Source organism: Bradyrhizobium elkanii USDA 76 (assembly GCF_023278185.1).
In the GTDB taxonomy this organism is placed as follows: domain Bacteria; phylum Pseudomonadota; class Alphaproteobacteria; order Rhizobiales; family Xanthobacteraceae; genus Bradyrhizobium; species Bradyrhizobium elkanii.
This window is the reverse complement of record NZ_CP066356.1, coordinates 4,436,186-4,452,231: the sequence shown is the minus strand read 5'-3', so window position 1 is coordinate 4,452,231 and position 16,046 is coordinate 4,436,186. Positions and strand designations below refer to the sequence as shown.

Genomic DNA, 16,046 nt, shown 5'->3' with positions numbered 1-16,046 from the left:
GCTGAGCTATTGGAGCCAGGCAGCCCCATCCATCAAGAACCGCGCGGTTCCAGCATTAGCTTATGTAAATCGCTGCGGGATATCCAAAGGCGAGTGTCTTGCGCGCAACAGCCGATTGGCTGGGCAAAGCCGGCAGCTCGGGGCGAAGCCGGCGCGACCGTCGAATGAGGGTCTCGATGGAGCCCTCGGTCGAATTTCAACCTGGCAATTTTCACCCGAGCAGAAGCCAGGCCATGGAGGCGATGAGAGCGACAAGCGACACGGTCGCAGCGCTTACGAAGGCAATCTCCACACTGTCGATATGGTGGTGGTTTGTATGCATTGAGCGTCCTCCTAGATGGGTGCCCGCGGACCTTGGGACAGTAGCCACGCCGTCAAATTGGCGGTGGTTTCGTCATGCCGCGCCTGCCTCAACAGGGTCTCTCGCTCTCGACAGGGAGGAAGGTTCTTGGCCCGTTGACGTAGCCTTTTGGCTTCTTGGGCAAGGCGTTTTTCAAGGGGAAAAAGCTGGCTAGCCCGACGTCGTCGCTTCATGGCTCCTCTCTCCAACGCTGACGTTCGGCTGCCCCCAAAGCAAAATCAAAAAGCCCGGGGAGCGTGAAAAGTTCCCGCCAGCTTCGCGTCAATGAGAAGAAACAGGTGCGATTTTTCGACGTCTCTCATTCGTTCGGCCGGGCGAGAATTCGCTTGATCGTGATCGTGAGATCCGAACGGATGGAACTGCCGGAACGGCGTGGAAGTTACAGGACATGGGCATCGCCAAGGACCTGAAGAAGCAGGCCAAGACCGCCGAGCAGGCGGCGGTACGGACGGCTGACGAATTCGCGGCCGAGCAAATGAAGAGCCTCGCCCAGGCCTTCCGGGCTCAGGCCGAGGTCGTCAAGCGAAACAAGAAAAAGAAGAAAGATGAGCTTCACCGTAAAAGCTAGGTGCAAGTTTGGAGAGATCGTGCACCGTCGTGGCACCGCCGAGGCAGCTTTGCGCAAGGCAAAAGAGCTCTCACGGTCACAGTGCTACGACATCCATATCGTGACGCCTGAAGGCCGAGACTACGACTCGTCCGAGTTTGGGATCTTCCCCGCACGCCGTTGGCTGTGCGCGTTGCTCAGAAAGGCCACACCTATCCATAGAGCGGTATAGGTTTCAAAAGGCCGGCTCAAAAAGCGGCCCCAGCGAGGGGGTACAGGCTGAGGCCGGGAGCAACTTGGTGCTCAATCCTAACCTGGACCCGACATTTGCCGCCGCTCCGTCCGGTATCGGCGCTTGCGAAGTTGAGGTACCTCTTCTTGGCTACGAACTCCTGGACCCGTCAGCAGACCAATTGTCGTCAGGATTTTGCATCATCCATCCTGGGGCTAGAGCCCATCGCCGCTCGCATGCATTTCAAGCGGGCGGCGTTGGGTTATGAGCGCCCCCTCCGCAACCCGCCTCGCGCGCCATTGGCGAGACAATCAACAGCGGTCGCGATATCCCCGTCGCTGCTGACCAAATGCCGCGCGAGGATTGATGCCGCAGGTCACGTGAGACCGCGCAACACACTCAGTGTCGTCCTGGCGAAAGCCAGGACGACGATCGCGTGTGGGCATCCGCACTGTCATCGCTAGGTTGGCGATCCAGTATGCCGCGGCCCTTCGGTTCAATCACCGCGGCCTCTGGAATACTGGATCACCCGCTTTCGCGGGTGATGACACAAGCTGTTTGACAGTTGAATCAGACTGCGAAACCAGGCTGCCTTACAGCCCGGTATACCCGGCCTTGACATGGTCGGTGCTGCCGTCGAGCTGGCGCAGATAGGTCAGCCCGCACACCGTCAACCGATGCGGATCGCGCTCGCCGGCGTCGAACAGCGTCTGCACGTATTCTGTCACCTTCGCGCGCGCTTCGTCGCTTGCAGCGGGCGTGCGGTTGAGCAGCAGATCATACGTCTGCATGATCCGATCGATTGCGGCTTCCATTGAAGTCTCCGGGTTGACGCTCAGGCGACCACCAGCGTCTCGGCCTCGAACTTCGCGATCGCCTTGTTGGCGAGGCGGAGGCGGTTCATCTCGCCGCGCTGGAACAGCTTCACGATGATGCCGAGCAGGCGCTCATTGGTGGCGAAATTGTCGGGAATGGCTCCGGATTTGCGCAGATAGTTCGAGGCGATCGCGTAGGCGTCACCGACGACCTCGACATTCAGCACCTCAATCCCGCGTTCGAGCAACATATCCCTGCCTCTCCGTTGGCTAACGGATAAGCCGCAGGGAATGCCTTGGTTCCTCGCCGGGGCTCATTTATTTTCGCAGGTGCAGCATGAAAAACGCATCGGCCGGGCATGACCGATGCGTTGACTCGAGCAAGGCTGGACTGAAGGAGGCTGCCGGTCTTCTCAAGCGGCCGGCTTGGCCATCAGGCGAAAACAGGAAGGCTCAGAGGCGATACAGGATCTGGTCGGTCCAGAAGCGCTCGAGGCGATGCAGCGACTTGTTGAGGCTCGCGAACTCCTCGTTCGAGATGCCGCCGACCTGCTCCACCGTCTTGACGTGCTTCTGATAGAGCGCATCGACGATCTTGCGGACTTCCTGGCCCTGCGGGGTCAGCCGGATGCGGACCGAGCGGCGATCGACGCGCGAGCGCTGATGATCGAGGAAGCCGAGCTCGACGAGCTTCTTCAGATTGTAGGAGACGTTGGAGCCGAGATAGTAGCCGCGGGTGCGCAGCTCGCCGGCGGTCAGTTCCTTGTCGCCGATGTTGTACAGGAGCAGCGCCTGCACCGAGTTGATGTCGGCGCGGCCACGACGATCGAATTCGTCCTTGATGACGTCGAGGAGCCGGCGATGCAGCCGCTCCACCAAAGTCAGGGCTTCGAGATAGAGCGGCTGCACCGGAGCTTGACCGGTAGCGCGATCGGCGGCATCCGCCGCCGTTGTCGCAACGGCTTTCATCATGACACTTCCCCTGTTTGTCGTTTTTATCGACTTTATTCGACGAAACTTGTGTCCCGCCTGATAGGTCCAACGTAAGGGGGCCGTTTGAATATCCGCTTAAATAAGAGAATAAAGAGATCATGAATTTAAGACAGTGAATCGTGGATTAAGCCCATGGATCAAAGGCTTTTCGCAACTTTTCATTGACGGTGGCAGAGCCTTGTTCACGCTTCGTCTGCCTGCCCTGTCACATTCGGAAACAGCATCGTCTGAATTCGAAACGGTGGCGTAACGGGTATGAGGGAACCCTTTACGGTGACCGATCGGTTACCGGAAAATTCTTTGAAAATTTTATCGGAGTGCATCGGCGGGACGTGCACGCGACGCGCGCAAGCGGTGCTGATCCGGTGCGGGGGCCAGACCGGTTCCGCCGTCGGCCCGCGCAAAGCCGGCCGGCACACGCGCCGAGATCCGGTGAAATGGGTCCCGACGGCAGGTCCCGTAGAGACGGTCCCGGAAGGGGTGTCTCAAACGGATGCGATCTGTCGGCACCCACCTATCAGAACCAGCGATGCTGTCTTCTCGTTGCGCGCACGGCCGCCAATTATTGCCGGCCGCGGCCAGCTATTCGCGGCGCTGTCGCCACGGCGCAACAGTGCATCACGCCATGACGCCGGCCTATGGCGGGCGTTCGCGCGCCGACATCCAGGCCAGCGCGAGATAGGCGGCGAGCATCAAGGCCTCGAGCCCGACCACGGTGAGACTGCCGCCATAGATGCCGGGAAACATCAGCTCGATGACCGCCATCGACACCACGGTGGTCAGCCACACCACGGCGCCCCAGGGCGTCGCGAGCCAGAGCCCGACGGCGGCGACGAGCTCGATGACGGCGAAATAGATCGTGGCGGTCTGCCAGGCCATCGACTGGTTCTCGAAGGCCTCCTCCTCGCCGCCGACGAAGCCGGTCACCTGGGCCCAGTGATAAAGGCCCTTGGCGACCGAGACGACGGCCATGATGCGCAGGAAGATGACGAGACGCCGCGTCCACGCATTGTCGTCCGGCTCGATCCGGTCGGACGAGATCGCGCTCACCGAGATGGCATTGTCCCGCGCCTGATCGCGTGCAGAGGTGTCAGACATCCGAATCGCCGCATAGCGGCTGCAAAATGGGGTTCATGGGCGCAGTCTTGGCCCGCCGGGGACGCAAAATCAATTGCCGTTGCGGCAAATCAAGGGCGCCACGGATGCAATAGCGGCGCAATGACGGCGGCCCTGACAGGTGCTAGAATCAAACTTATATCAGGTCCAGACTTTATCAGGTCCAGAACTGCCGTCCGTCGAGGAGAAGAAGACATGGCGATCAAATTCGGGCGCCCGATCGAACTGCGCGATGCGCCGCGGCGCCAGACCGATGCCCTCGCCTCCCCCTCGCTCGACCTCACGATCCGGATGCGGCGCAATCGCAAGTCGGAATGGGCCCGCCGCCTGGTGCGCGAAAACGTGCTGACTACCGATGATCTGATCTGGCCGATGTTCGTGGTCGATGGCCACAACACCCGCACGCCGGTGGCCTCGATGCCCGGCGTCGACCGGCTCACCGTCGACCAGATCGTCCGCGACGCCGAGCGCGCGGCAAAGCTCAACATCCCCTGCATCGCGCTGTTTCCGTTCACCGAGCCGTCGCTGCGCGACGAGCAGGGCTCGGAAGCGCTCAACCCCGACAATCTGGTCTGCCAGGCGGTGCGCGCGATCAAGAAGGAGTTTCCCGACATCGGCGTGCTGTGCGACGTCGCGCTCGATCCCTTCACCAGCCACGGCCATGACGGGCTGATCGAGGGCGGCAAGATCCTCAACGACGAGACCGTCGCGGTGCTGGTGAAGCAGGCGCTGACCCAGGCCGAAGCCGGCTGCGACGTGATCGCGCCGTCGGACATGATGGACGGCCGGATCGGTGCGATCCGCGAGGCGCTCGACGACAACGGCTTCGGCGACGTGCAGATCATGTCCTACGCGGCGAAATACGCCTCCGCCTTCTACGGCCCGTTCCGCGACGCGATCGGCTCGGCCAAGACGCTGACCGGCGACAAGCGTACCTACCAAATGGACAGCGCCAATTCCGACGAGGCGCTGCGCGAGGTCGAGCTCGACATCGCCGAGGGCGCCGACATGGTGATGGTGAAGCCGGGCATGCCCTATCTCGACATCGTCCGCCGCGTGAAGGACCATTTCGCGATGCCGACCTTCGTGTACCAGGTGTCCGGCGAGTACGCGATGATCGCGGGCGCCGCCGCCAACGGCTGGATCGACGGCGAGCGCGCGATGATGGAGAGCCTGGTCGGCTTCAAGCGCGCCGGCGCCGACGGCATCCTCACCTATTTCGCGCCGAAGGCCGCCGAAAAGATCAAGGCGGAGAGCTGACAGCCATCGCCCGCTATTGCGACAAGTGGATTGGTTCGCTCCGCCGCAATGACGGCGTGGAGGTAGAACCGCTCAATTCAGCCGCCGAATCGCCGGAATATTTCGGCTAGTTAATGTTCGCGCAGGCTTGGCGAACGCGCCTCCTGTTCCCATCTCCTGCGCGGGACTTTCATCGGAGGTTGGTCATGTCCTACGGCGATGACGGCGGCACCCGGCGCAATGAGGCCTGGCGCAACGACGGCGGCGTTCCCCCGCATGCGTTCGATCCGTTGATGCAGCCTGACCTGTTTCGCGGCGTGCTGACGCGACGCGTTTTTGCGTTCCTGATCGACCTGTTCGTGCTGTCGGTGCCGGTGATCCTCGCGGTGATTTTCATCGCGGTGTTCGGCCTCGTCACGCTCGGTCTCGGCTGGGCGCTGTTCTGGCTGGTCTCGCCGGCCTCGATCGTCTGGGCGATCGTCTATTACGGCGCCTCGATCGGCGGGCAGCACTCGGCCACCATTGGCATGCGCATGATGGATCTGGAACTGCGGACCTGGTACGGCGCGCGCGGCTATTTCGTGCTCGGCGCCACCCATGCGGTGCTGTTCTGGGCGACGATCTCGTTCCTGTCGCCGCTGGTGCTCCTGATCGGGCTGCTCAACGGCCGCCGCCGGCTGCTGCACGACATCATCCTCGGAACCGTCATAATCAACAGCTCGGTCCGGACCCAGATGTCCCCGGCCGCGCGGGCCTTCTATTAGGCCCACCTAAACCAATTGACCGTTAGCCTCAGGGGGGCGATGCTCACTCGGCTGCCTGTATTGTTTGTGGAGCCCGACGATCTGACGTGACCCAGCATTCGCGTGATACTCCCCAGTTCTATTTGACGGCGCCCTCGCCCTGCCCGTACTTGCCGGGCCGCCATGAGCGGAAGGTTTTCACGCACCTGGTCGGCGACAAAGCGGGCGATCTCAACGACTTGCTGACCCATGGCGGCTTCCGCCGCAGCCAGTCGATCGCCTACCGCCCGGCCTGCGACCAGTGCCGGGCCTGTGTCTCGGTCCGGGTGATCGCCAACGAATTCCGCCCCTCCCGCAACTTCCGCAAGGTGCTGGCCCGCAACGCCGACATCATCGGCGAGCAGCGCACCGCGGTGCCGACCTCGGAGCAATATTCGGTCTTCCGCGCCTATCTCGACCGCCGCCACCGCAACGGCGGGATGGCCGACATGACCGTGCTCGACTACGCCATGATGGTCGAGGACAGCCATGTCGAGACCCGGATCATCGAGTACCGCAAGCGCAATGCCGACAGCGCCATCACCGGCCGCGGCGACGAGCTGATGGCGGTGGCGCTGACCGACGTGCTCAGCGACGGGCTGTCGATGGTCTATTCGTTCTTCGAGCCCGGGCTGGAGGCCCGCTCGCTCGGCACCTTCATGATCCTCGACCACATCGCCCGCGCCCGCCGGCAGGGCCTGCCCTACGTCTATCTCGGCTACTGGATCGAGGGCTCCAAGAAGATGGACTACAAGGGCCGCTTCCTGCCGCAGCAGCGGCTCGCGCCGTCGGGCTGGCTGCGCGTCGACGCCTCAGGCGAGGTCTTGGCCGAGCCGCAGGACTAAATTAGCCGCCGAAGAACGTATCGATCAGCAGCTTCACGTTCAGGATGACGATCAGCCCGGCGACGATCCACGCCGCCACCGCGACGGGGCGTGAGATCGCGAACGCGCCCATCTTGCGCTTGTCGGACACGAAGCGCACCAGCGGGATCACCGCGAACGGCAGCTGCATCGACAGCACGACCTGGCTGAACACCAGCAGTTGCGCCGTGCCGCTCTCGCCATAGAGCGCAGCGACCACGATGACAGGGACGATCGCGATGCCGCGGGTCACCAGCCGCTGCAGCCAGTCGGGCAGCCGCAGATCGAGAAAGCCCTGCATCACGATCTGTCCGGCCAGCGTCGCCGTTACCGTCGAGTTGAGGCCGGAGGCGAGCAGCGCCACGGCAAACAGCGTCGAGGCGATGCCCAGCCCAAGCAGCGGCGACAGCAGCTCGAACGCCTGGTCGATCTCGGCGACGTCGGAATGGCCGCTCTTGTGGAAGGTCGCGGCCGCCAGCACCAGGATCGCGGCATTGACGAACAGCGCCAGCATCAGCGCGATGGTGGAATCGGTGGTCGCCCATTTGATCGCGTCGCGCCGTCCCTCCTCGGTCCGCGGATAGGCGCGGGTCTGCACGATCGAGGAGTGCAGATAGAGATTATGCGGCATCACGGTGGCGCCGATGATGCCGATCGCGATGTACAGCATCTCCGGATTGGTGACGATCTCGCGCGACGGCATGAAGCCGCCGATCACAGCGGCAACCGGCGGCGCGGCGGCGGCGATCTGGACGACGAAGCAGACCGCGATGACGATCAGGAGCGCGATGACGAAGGCCTCGAGGAAGCGAAAGCCGCGGTTCATCAGGAGCAGCAGCAGGAATGCATCGAGCGCCGCCAGCAGCGCGCCGCCGATCAGGGGAATGCCGAACAGCAGCTTGAGCGCGATCGCGGTGCCGATCACCTCGGCGAGGTCGCAGGCAATGATTGCGGCCTCGCAGGCGAGCCACAGCAGCAAATTCACCGGGCGCGAATAGGTTGCGCGGCAGGCCTGGGCGAGATCGCGGTCGGTGGCGATGCCAAGCCGCGCGGCGAGTGCCTGCAGCAAAATCGCCATCAGGTTCGAGAGCAGGATGACCGACAGCAGTGTGTAGCCAAACTTCGATCCGCCCGCGAGGTCGGTGGCCCAGTTGCCGGGGTCCATATAGCCGACCGAAACCAGATAGCCCGGCCCGGCGAAGGCCAGCAGCCGTCGCCACCACAGGCCACCCGACGGCACCGCGACGGTCGCGTTCACCTCCGGCAGGCTGCGCACATGTCCGGCATCGCCCCGCCAGCCGCCTGGCACGGCATTGGGAACGGAAACGGAAGACAGTTCAGGGGTCCGAGCATCCATTCGATAAGGATGGCCGATCTCTCCCGTTATTGCAACTCATTTGCAACTGCATCTAGGCTCACGAAAATGATACCGGCCGCTCTTCTTGTAAAGCACTGAGGAAGTGCTTTACGTTAGATGCATGATCAAGCTGCCCGTCGAGACGCCCACCGCGACGCTACGCTACGCCCTCGCCCCCGACCCTTCAGGCATCGAGGCGATCGAGGCGACCTTTGCGGCCTACGACCGGATGATGGCGATCCTTGCCGAGGTCGCCCCCGTCGGCGCCAACCTGGTCTCGCTGCACGCCCAGGCCTACGAGAAGATCCGCAAGGAGACCGGCCTGCCCGCACGGCTGGTGACGCTCGGCCTGCGCGACCGCGCCAATTACATCGCAGGCGCCGCCGTCCGCCGGATACCGCTCGACGACAAGTTGTTCGCGATCAAGGGTCCAACTTCACTGACCATTAGCACTGTCAGCGGACGTGTCTTGGTGCCGTTCGACGTGCCGGGATATGTCTCGGGCTGGGAAAGCCCCTTCCCGGCGCATTTGATCTCGGATGGACGCGGCTACGAAATCCACATCGCCGTCAAATCGAAATCAGCACAATCGGAGGAGAAGACCATGCTTCACGAAGGCATCCTTGCGCGCATGGGCCGGCTTCTTGCCGCCATCGCGAGCCAGACCATCGACAATGTCGAGAACAACAACAAGGTCGCGCTGGTCAAACAGGCGATCCGCGAGATCGACGCCGGCGCCGACGAGGCGCGCTATGCGCTCGGCAAGTCGCGCGCCGAAGAATTCCGCTTGAGGAAACGGCGCGAGGAACTGGATATCGAAACGACTGCTCTGAACGAAAAGATTCGTCTCGCACTTGCGGAAAATCGCGAGGATCTCGCGCGCGCCGGCGTCGCACGGCAAATTGATCTGGAGTCGCAGGTGATCGCGCTGGAACGCGCGATGGATTTCATCGAGCTCGAAATCGATGAGCAGACCAAGGCACTGCAGGCCATGCTCGGCGCGCGTCGTGAGGCAGAGACGCGCCTGGCCGATCTCGAACAAAGCCTGATCCGCGAGGCCCAGGACGAAACCAGCCGGGGCCCATCCGCGACCAATACATTGAGTGCTGAGCGCGCCATGGCGGCGATCGCCCGGGTCACCGGCGTTCCCGCCTCCAGCGTGCTCGGCGACAAGGAGCTTGACGAACTCGATCGCCTGCATCGCGAAAAGGAAATCGCGGCGCGGCTTGAAAGGATCAAGTCAGAAAAATGAGTGCAGTTGGCGACATTCTGCTCGCCCCCGACGTGCGGCCCTTCGCGGTCGCGGCTGCGATCATGGTGGCACTTGGCGGTATCGAATTGCTGAGCACCATGATCGGACTTTCGATCAGCGAATTGATCGGCAAGGATTTCGCGGTCGAGGCCGAGAGCCACAACGCTCTCAGTGGCCTGTTTCTCTGGATCAACGCCGGGCGGCTTCCCCTCCTGATCCTGATCATCCTGATCCTCGGCATCTTCTCGATCGGAGGCTTTCTGCTTCAGGGACTGGCGCATGCCGCAGGCACCGCCATCCCGGTCTCATTTGCCGCGGTGGTTGCTGCCGCAGGCAGCATCCCCGTGATCAGAAATACCAGCCGCGGCCTCGCCCGCATCATTCCGCGCGACGAGAGCTATGCGGTCAACGACAGCGACTTTGTCGGCAAGGTCGCAACCGTGTCGGTCGGCCCGCTCGATCAGGGCCTGCCCGGCAGGGTCCGTCTCAAGGATGTCTTCGGCAACTGGCACACCGTGTCGGCGCGTGCCAGCGCGGAATCCGGGGCATTGCCGGTCGGCGCCAGCGTGCTGCTGGTCGACCGCGACGCCAAGGGCTTCATCGCGATTGCCGCTCCAGCCGACCTCGTCGAACAACAACGATCTTCCAACAGGGCATAACACATGTGGGAACTTGCTGTACCCGTCGTTATTGGCGTCATCGTCATCCTCGTTATCGGTCTCCTGTTCGCAAAACTCTACAAGCGCTCGACGCGCGACGAGGCCTATGTCCGCACCGGCCTCGGCGGCCAGAAGGTGGTGCTCGACGGCGGCTCGCTCGTGCTGCCGATCTTCCATTCCACCGCGGCGGTGAACCTGAAGACGCTGCGGCTCGAGGTCGCGCGCGGCGGCCCGGACTCGCTGATCACCAAGGACCGCATGCGCGTCGATATCGGCGCCGAGTTCTATCTGCGCGTCAAACCCGACTCGTCGTCGATCGCGCTCGCCGCGCAGACGCTCGGCAACCGCACCAACGACGCGGCCGAGCTGCGCGAGCTGGTCGAGGCCAAGTTCGTCGACGGCCTGCGCTCGGTCGCCGCGACCATGAACCTCGAGGAATTGCAGGAGCAACGCGCCACCTTCGTCAAGGCGGTGCAGGACGCGGTCGGTGCCGACATCCAGAACAACGGTCTCGAGCTTGAATCGGTGTCGCTGACGAAGCTCGACCAGAGCGACATCAAGCACTTCAACCCCAGCAATTTCTTCGACGCGCACGGCCTCACCACGCTGACCAAGATCACCAAGGAGCGTGAGCAGGAGCGCAACCAGATCGTCCGTACCACCGAGGTCAACATCGCCCAGCAGGACCTGGTGGCGCGGCAGACCACGCTGACGATCGAAAGCACCAAGCGCGAGGCCGAGCTCGCCCAGCAGCGCGACATCGCCAACAAGACCGCCGCGATGCGCGCGCAGACGGCGCAGGTCGAACAGACCGCGCTGCAGAACGAGGCCGAATACCGCATCCAGCAGGAGCTCGCGGTCGCCAACAAGCAGACCGAGGCCAACCAGGCCCGCGACACCCGCAAGATCGAGGCCGATCTCGCGGTCAAGCGCCGCAATACCGAGATGGAGCGCGACCTCCAGATCGTGGCGCAGGAAAGCGCCATCGCGGTCGCAGCCAAGAGCAAGGAGCAGTCGGAGGCCCAGACCATCGCCGAGACAGCGCGCGCGGTCGCGATCGCCGCCGAGGAAAAGGTCACCACCGCCCGCGCCACCGAGATCGCCGAGCGCGACAAGATCATCAACGTGATCGCGGCGCGCAAGGCGGCCGAGACCGACGCGATGCCGATCACGGTGATGGCCGAGGCCGAACGCCAGGCCGCCGCCAACAAGGCGGAAGCCACCAACGTGCTCGCCAAGGCCGATGCGGCGGCCGCCACCACCCGCGCTGCCGGCGTCAAGGCGCTCGGCCAGGCCGAAGCCGAGGTCGCGACGATGAAGGCGGAGGCGCGCAACACGCTGAGCGCCGACATGATCGCCTACGATCTCAACCTCGCGCGGATCAACGTGATCCCGAGCGCGCTCGCCGAGGCGGTGAAGCCGATCGAGAAGATTTCCGACATCCGGATCTTCGACACCGGCAGCATGCTCGGCCGCGGCGGCGCCAACGGCCACGCCAACGGCAATGGCGGCCTCGGGCTCGGCGACGGCCTCGCCGCGCAGCTGCTGTCGGTCTCGGCGTTCAAGCCGATGATCGACAAGATTCTCTCGGAGGCAGGCTTCCCCGCCTGCTCCGACGCGCTCACCAGCCTGACCAGCGCGCTGGCGCAGCGCAAGGCCGAGGTCGCCGAAGCACCGACGGTGGGCATCGAAAGCGCGCCAACCGCGCAGGTCGGCACCATTACGGGCCAACTGGCGCCTGCTCCCAAACAGCAGTGACGGCTTTCAGCCAGGTCTGACTCTAGAAGAGCCCGCCGATCCCCTTCGGCGGGCTCTGCTTTTGGCGTTATCGGGAAACGGGTGGGATCGGGCCTCTTCCAACCACACACTACCGGGCAGTCGAATGATCAAGGATTCTGCCATGTCCGCCGATACGCCTCGCCTGCCGGCCACCTTCAACCGCCTGGCCTGGTCCAACCTTGCCGCGCAATCGGCCGAACAGATTGCGCTTGCGGCTGCGCCCATCGTGGCCGTGCTGCTGCTCGGCGTCGGCGAAGGCCAGACCGGCGTGTTGCAGACCGCGCTGACGCTGCCCTTCATCCTGTTTGCGATCCCCGCCGGCCTGCTTGCCGACCGCGTGTCGCGGCGCTGGGTGATGGCGGGCTCCGAAGCGCTGCGCGCGGCCGCGCTTGCCGCAATGCTGCTGCTCTTGTGGCTCGGCCTGATGACGCTGCCGCTGCTGGCCCTGCTCGGCTTCATCGCGGTCTGCGGCACGGTCGCCTACAGCGTCGCTGCGCCGGCGCTGGTCCCCTCGCTGGTGACGTCACGGCAATTGCCGGCGGCGAACGCCCGCATCGAGCTCGCGCGCACCGTCGCATTCGCCAGCGGCCCCGCGCTCGGCGGCGTGCTGGTCGGCTGGGTCGGTGCCGCGCCCGCATTCGGCTTCGCCGCGGCGCTGTCGGCGATCGCGGTCGTGCTGCTCGCCGGCATCTACGAGCCGGCGCGGCAGCCCGCCCCGCGGCGCCATCCGTTGCAGGACATCAAGGAAGGCGCAGCCTTCGTGATGCACCACGCCTTGCTGCGGCCGGTGTTCATCACCCAGTTCATCTTCAACACCGCGTCGTTCCTGCTGCTCGCCGTGTTCGTGCCCTATGCGGTGCGTCATCTCGGGCTCAGTGCGACCGGTGTCGGCACCACGCTTGCGATGTACGGCGTCGGCATGGTGGTCGGCGCGCTGTTCGCCACCCGCGTGATGAAGCGGCTGGCGTTCGGCACCGTGATCGGGCTCGGCCCCGTCACCGGCTTCGTCGCCGCGGCCGTGATGGCGCTGACGACCTGGATTGCGACGCCGCTGCTCGCGGGCCTCAGCTTCTTCCTGCTCGGCGTCGGCCCGATCCTGTGGGTGATCTCGACCACCACGCTGCGGCAGTCGGTGACGCCGCCGTCGCTGCTCGGCCGCGTCTCGGCCATCAACATCATGAGCTACGGCGCCCGCCCGCTCGGCTCCGCGCTCGGCGCCATCGTCGGCGGCCTCTACGGTGCCGAGGCCTGCCTCTATCTCGCGGCCGCGATCTTCGCCGCCCAGGCGCTGGTGATCCTGATGTCGCCGGCGGTGTCGCTGACGCGGCAGCCCGACATGGTCGGCGAACCCGCGCGCTGCTGATCCCGGGTCTTCTCAGCCGTCATTGCGACTGGTTCGTCGCTTCAGCGCAAAATTACTCGGCAATTTTGTCGCGAGCTTCTCGCAATGACGGTGGAGAGACGCTAGCTCGCCAGGTAACGCTCGTATTTGCCGCCGACCACCTCGTCGGCGGCGACAGCCGGATCCAGCGTGTAGAGATCCTGCGCATGGCCGATGCCGCGCAGCACGAAGCGGCCGGTGGAGACCAGATAGTTGCGGCCGGCGGCGTCGAGCCCGGTGCGGAAATCGGTCGAGGTCAACAGCTCGCGATCGACCGAGGCGCACATCGAGGCGATCCGGCTGACCTCGTTGACGGCGGGCCCGACCACCGTGAAATCCAGCCGGTCCTCGCTGCCGATATTGCCGTAGAACACCTGGCCGACATGGAGCCCGACATAGGCCGTCGTGGTCGGCCGACCCTCGTTCTCGCGGCGATCGTTCAGCACGCGGATGTTATGCCGGAATCTGTGCTCGGCCCGCAGCGCCGCTCGCTTGGCGCCTGCCACGTTCTCGCCGGTGAACATCGCCAGCACGCCGTCGCCGATCAGCTTCAGCACCTCGCCGCCGGCGTCATGGATCGCGTCGATCGAGGCCTGCGCATAGTCGTTGAGGAACGGGATGATCTCGTCCGGGCCGATGCGTTCGCTGATCGCGGTCGAGCCACGCACGTCGGAGTACCACAGCACGGCCTTGATCTTCTCGGTGATGCCGCGCTGCATGCGTCCGCGCAGCACCTGCTCCGCGGTGTCGCGGCCGAGATAGACCCGCCCCAGCGTGCGGGCGATCTCGACCTGGGCAGCCGATTTGATCGCGAGCCCGAGCACCGGCACCAGGTCGCGCAGCGCCGCCAGATGGTTCTCGTCGAACCCGTCCGAACGACGCGTGGTGTAGTAGGAATAGAAGCAGTCCATCTCGCCGATCGTGCCGGCCTCGCCGAAGCGATGCACGAAGGCGGCGAAATGCTTGTGGCCCTTTTCGGCCAGTTCGCCGATCATCGAGAAATCGTGCGAGGTGTCGGCGAGATCGATCACTATCTCGTCATGGCCGTTTTCGAGCATGTGGTAGAAGGCCGACCGCCGCCAGGTCTGACTGGCCTCGCCGGCGCTGGTCGAGCCGTATTCGAAGATGTCGGCCTCGTTGCTCTCGCCGTCGTTCCAGCGGAAACCGCGTCCCTCGAAGATCGGATGCAGGGTGTCGATGAAGACGATCGCCCGCGACAGCGGCATGCCCGCGGCCCGGCAGCGCTCGCAGAAACCGCGCAGCAGGTCGTTTTCCGGCAGGCCCGTCAGACCTTGGCGGACCAGCCAACTCATCAGGCGCAAACGGGGTGTCAGTTCCATAGATTGGATTATGCCGGGCAATTGGTGCGGGAGGAAGGCCTGCTGGTCGCGTGACAGATGCGAACGCCAATGCGGCATTGCAAGGCCGCCCGCCTCACCATTTCCTGCGGAACACGACCGCCGAAGAGCGCCGATTCCGCTTCCTTTTGTCCGGCCGCTCGCGCACAACAGCGCATGGACAACGACACTGACCCGCAAAACCCGATGCGTCGCCTCATGCAATGGGCGATCACCCCGCCGCAATCCTATGGGGTCTATCTTGTCGGTCTTATCCTGGTGTTCGTCCTGTCGTTCTACGCCGGCACGCTGAAGCCGAAGCACTCGCCTGCCCCGCCGGCAACCGCGCCGGCCGCCCCGCGCGGCTGATCAGACCGGTTTGGTTTCCGACGTCGCAATCCAGATGCCCGCAAAGACCGCGATCAGGCCGACGACCAGATTGGCCGTGATCGGCTCGCCGACCAATTGCTTCGCAAGCAGCCCGGCGGCGATCGGATTGACCGTCATGGTGTTGGCGACGCGGGTCGGCGAGGCCCGCTCAAGTGCCAGCACCCACAGGATGAAGGCCAGCGCACCGCTGGCTATCCCGAGATAGAGCCCCGCGATCCACTGCGAGGGACCGAACTCGCGCAGCGTCGCCAGGCTGCCGGTGAACGATCCGACCACGACGAGCGCCGCCGCGCCGGCGCCCATGCCGACGGCAAGGAAACCGAGCGCGCTGGAGCGGCGGATGAACGGCCGCGACAGCACGTTGTAGAAGGCCATGCAGAGCACCGCGGCGGCCATGATCAGTTCGCCGCGCCATGCGCCCGGTGGCGCTGCCGCCAGCCCGGATGCCAGCGCCGCCGCCACGCCGAGCACCGCAATCGAAACCCCGATCGATTTGCGCATCGTCAGCGGCTCGATGCCGAGCAAGGCGCCGACGACCATGGTGGAGAGCGGCAAGGTCGCCAACGCCAGGCTGGCGCGCGCCGCCGTCGTGTAGGACATCGCGAGATTATAGAGCACGAAGAACACGCCGAAGAAGGCGACGCCGAGCGCCGCGACCGCCGGCAAGTCCCCGCGCCGCGGCCACTTCGTCCCGAGCAGGACCGCGGCGGGAAGCACGCAGAGAAAGCCGATCGCCCAGCGCAGGATCGCCAATGTGATCGGGTCGGCGTTGCCAGCCAGATAACGCGTGATCGCCGCCGCCGTGCCGCCGAGGCAGCTCGAGACCAGTGCAATCGCAACGCCGATCCACTCGCCCATCCCGATCCCCATGCGTTTTCGGTTCGCTTGTGGCATCTTGCCCGGCGAGATCATTCCGGCAACTACTTGGCAGGTATTTGGCAGG

Annotated in this window: 16 protein-coding genes; 9 read left to right on the top strand and 7 right to left on the bottom strand. The window is 64.4% G+C overall.

Features of this window, described 5'->3' with window-relative positions; genetic code table 11:
• Positions 1-749: 749 nt before the first annotated feature.
• A complete protein-coding gene (locus JEY66_RS21600) occupies positions 750-929 on the top strand; it encodes a hypothetical protein (RefSeq protein WP_016845008.1) in 180 nt (59 codons plus the stop codon).
• Positions 930-1,733: 804 nt separating this feature from the next.
• Here the strand turns inward: JEY66_RS21600 and JEY66_RS21595 are convergent.
• The 4 genes from JEY66_RS21595 to JEY66_RS21580 form a co-directional block, all read right to left on the bottom strand.
• Positions 1,734-1,955 carry a hypothetical protein gene (locus JEY66_RS21595; RefSeq protein WP_016845010.1) on the bottom strand — a complete coding sequence of 74 codons (222 nt, stop codon included), beginning with the start codon at positions 1,953-1,955 and terminating at the stop codon, positions 1,734-1,736.
• A gap of 20 nt (positions 1,956-1,975) precedes the next feature.
• A complete protein-coding gene (locus tag JEY66_RS21590) occupies positions 1,976-2,206 on the bottom strand; it encodes a hypothetical protein (protein WP_016845011.1) in 231 nt (76 codons plus the stop codon).
• A 202-nt stretch (positions 2,207-2,408) separates the two neighbouring features.
• A complete protein-coding gene (gene ldtR, locus JEY66_RS21585) occupies positions 2,409-2,927 on the bottom strand; it encodes a transcriptional regulator LdtR (protein WP_018271925.1) in 519 nt (172 codons plus the stop codon).
• Between the two features lie 657 nt (positions 2,928-3,584).
• Positions 3,585-4,046 (bottom strand): DUF6163 family protein, encoded by a 462-nt coding sequence (locus JEY66_RS21580; protein ID WP_016845013.1) that lies wholly within the window; start codon positions 4,044-4,046, stop codon positions 3,585-3,587.
• 213 nt (positions 4,047-4,259) lie between these two features.
• On the opposite strand from JEY66_RS21580, the gene hemB reads away from it, so the two are divergent.
• The 3 genes from hemB to JEY66_RS21565 all read left to right on the top strand — a co-directional run bounded on the left by hemB (position 4,260) and on the right by JEY66_RS21565 (position 6,930).
• Positions 4,260-5,324 (top strand): porphobilinogen synthase, encoded by a 1,065-nt coding sequence (gene hemB / locus JEY66_RS21575; protein WP_016845014.1) that lies wholly within the window; start codon positions 4,260-4,262, stop codon positions 5,322-5,324.
• Positions 5,325-5,509: 185 nt separating this feature from the next.
• Positions 5,510-6,067 carry an RDD family protein gene (locus JEY66_RS21570; protein WP_018271926.1) on the top strand — a complete coding sequence of 186 codons (558 nt, stop codon included), beginning with the start codon at positions 5,510-5,512 and terminating at the stop codon, positions 6,065-6,067.
• Between the two features lie 86 nt (positions 6,068-6,153).
• On the top strand, positions 6,154-6,930 hold the full coding sequence (locus JEY66_RS21565; protein WP_026192842.1) for an arginyltransferase: 777 nt from the start codon (positions 6,154-6,156) through the stop codon (positions 6,928-6,930).
• 1 nt (position 6,931) lies between these two features.
• Here the strand turns inward: JEY66_RS21565 and JEY66_RS21560 are convergent, their stop codons facing one another.
• Positions 6,932-8,305: an Nramp family divalent metal transporter gene (locus JEY66_RS21560; RefSeq protein ID WP_026192843.1), complete on the bottom strand. Its 1,374-nt coding sequence runs from the start codon at positions 8,303-8,305 to the stop codon at positions 6,932-6,934.
• 121 nt (positions 8,306-8,426) lie between these two features.
• On the opposite strand from JEY66_RS21560, the gene JEY66_RS21555 reads away from it, so the two are divergent.
• From JEY66_RS21555 to JEY66_RS21540, 4 genes are all read left to right on the top strand, one after another.
• Positions 8,427-9,557: a PspA/IM30 family protein gene (locus tag JEY66_RS21555; RefSeq protein WP_018271929.1), complete on the top strand. Its 1,131-nt coding sequence runs from the start codon at positions 8,427-8,429 to the stop codon at positions 9,555-9,557.
• The gene (locus tag JEY66_RS21550; RefSeq protein WP_018271930.1) at positions 9,554-10,216 is read left to right on the top strand and encodes an OB-fold-containig protein; all 663 of its coding nucleotides are present in this window, start codon (positions 9,554-9,556) and stop codon (positions 10,214-10,216) included. The genes JEY66_RS21555 and JEY66_RS21550 overlap by 4 nt, the downstream gene beginning before the upstream one ends.
• Before the next feature lie 3 nt (positions 10,217-10,219).
• Positions 10,220-11,974, top strand: coding sequence for a flotillin family protein (locus JEY66_RS21545; RefSeq protein WP_018271931.1), 1,755 nt, complete (start codon positions 10,220-10,222; stop codon positions 11,972-11,974).
• Between the two features lie 142 nt (positions 11,975-12,116).
• On the top strand, positions 12,117-13,358 hold the full coding sequence (locus JEY66_RS21540) for an MFS transporter (protein WP_026192845.1): 1,242 nt from the start codon (positions 12,117-12,119) through the stop codon (positions 13,356-13,358).
• A gap of 101 nt (positions 13,359-13,459) precedes the next feature.
• Here JEY66_RS21540 and JEY66_RS21535 read toward each other — a convergent pair whose 3' ends face one another.
• Positions 13,460-14,716: an adenylate/guanylate cyclase domain-containing protein gene (locus JEY66_RS21535; RefSeq protein ID WP_026192846.1), complete on the bottom strand. Its 1,257-nt coding sequence runs from the start codon at positions 14,714-14,716 to the stop codon at positions 13,460-13,462.
• Between the two features lie 174 nt (positions 14,717-14,890).
• On the opposite strand from JEY66_RS21535, the gene JEY66_RS21530 reads away from it, so the two are divergent.
• The gene (locus JEY66_RS21530; protein WP_018271934.1) at positions 14,891-15,082 is read left to right on the top strand and encodes a hypothetical protein; all 192 of its coding nucleotides are present in this window, start codon (positions 14,891-14,893) and stop codon (positions 15,080-15,082) included.
• Here JEY66_RS21530 and JEY66_RS21525 read toward each other — a convergent pair whose 3' ends face one another.
• Entirely contained in the window at positions 15,083-15,961 is an 879-nt protein-coding gene (locus JEY66_RS21525; RefSeq protein WP_026192847.1) for a DMT family transporter, read from the bottom strand. It abuts the gene before it with no gap.
• Positions 15,962-16,046 lie beyond the last annotated feature (85 nt).

What these genes read in the sequence shown, in the direction of transcription:
- JEY66_RS21600 (WP_016845008.1), top strand. Translation starts at nt 750, where the DNA reads ATGGGCATCGCCAAGGACCTGAAGAAGCAGGCCAAGACCGCCGAGCAG.
- JEY66_RS21595 (WP_016845010.1), bottom strand. Translation starts at nt 1,955, where the DNA reads ATGGAAGCCGCAATCGATCGGATCATGCAGACGTATGATCTGCTGCTC.
- JEY66_RS21590 (WP_016845011.1), bottom strand. Translation starts at nt 2,206, where the DNA reads ATGTTGCTCGAACGCGGGATTGAGGTGCTGAATGTCGAGGTCGTCGGT.
- ldtR (WP_018271925.1), bottom strand. Translation starts at nt 2,927, where the DNA reads ATGATGAAAGCCGTTGCGACAACGGCGGCGGATGCCGCCGATCGCGCT.
- JEY66_RS21580 (WP_016845013.1), bottom strand. Translation starts at nt 4,046, where the DNA reads ATGTCTGACACCTCTGCACGCGATCAGGCGCGGGACAATGCCATCTCG.
- hemB (WP_016845014.1), top strand. Translation starts at nt 4,260, where the DNA reads ATGGCGATCAAATTCGGGCGCCCGATCGAACTGCGCGATGCGCCGCGG.
- JEY66_RS21570 (WP_018271926.1), top strand. Translation starts at nt 5,510, where the DNA reads ATGTCCTACGGCGATGACGGCGGCACCCGGCGCAATGAGGCCTGGCGC.
- JEY66_RS21560 (WP_026192843.1), bottom strand. Translation starts at nt 8,305, where the DNA reads ATGGATGCTCGGACCCCTGAACTGTCTTCCGTTTCCGTTCCCAATGCC.
- JEY66_RS21555 (WP_018271929.1), top strand. Translation starts at nt 8,427, where the DNA reads ATGATCAAGCTGCCCGTCGAGACGCCCACCGCGACGCTACGCTACGCC.
- JEY66_RS21550 (WP_018271930.1), top strand. Translation starts at nt 9,554, where the DNA reads ATGAGTGCAGTTGGCGACATTCTGCTCGCCCCCGACGTGCGGCCCTTC.
- JEY66_RS21545 (WP_018271931.1), top strand. Translation starts at nt 10,220, where the DNA reads ATGTGGGAACTTGCTGTACCCGTCGTTATTGGCGTCATCGTCATCCTC.
- JEY66_RS21540 (WP_026192845.1), top strand. Translation starts at nt 12,117, where the DNA reads ATGTCCGCCGATACGCCTCGCCTGCCGGCCACCTTCAACCGCCTGGCC.
- JEY66_RS21535 (WP_026192846.1), bottom strand. Translation starts at nt 14,716, where the DNA reads ATGGAACTGACACCCCGTTTGCGCCTGATGAGTTGGCTGGTCCGCCAA.
- JEY66_RS21530 (WP_018271934.1), top strand. Translation starts at nt 14,891, where the DNA reads ATGGACAACGACACTGACCCGCAAAACCCGATGCGTCGCCTCATGCAA.
- JEY66_RS21525 (WP_026192847.1), bottom strand. Translation starts at nt 15,961, where the DNA reads ATGGGCGAGTGGATCGGCGTTGCGATTGCACTGGTCTCGAGCTGCCTC.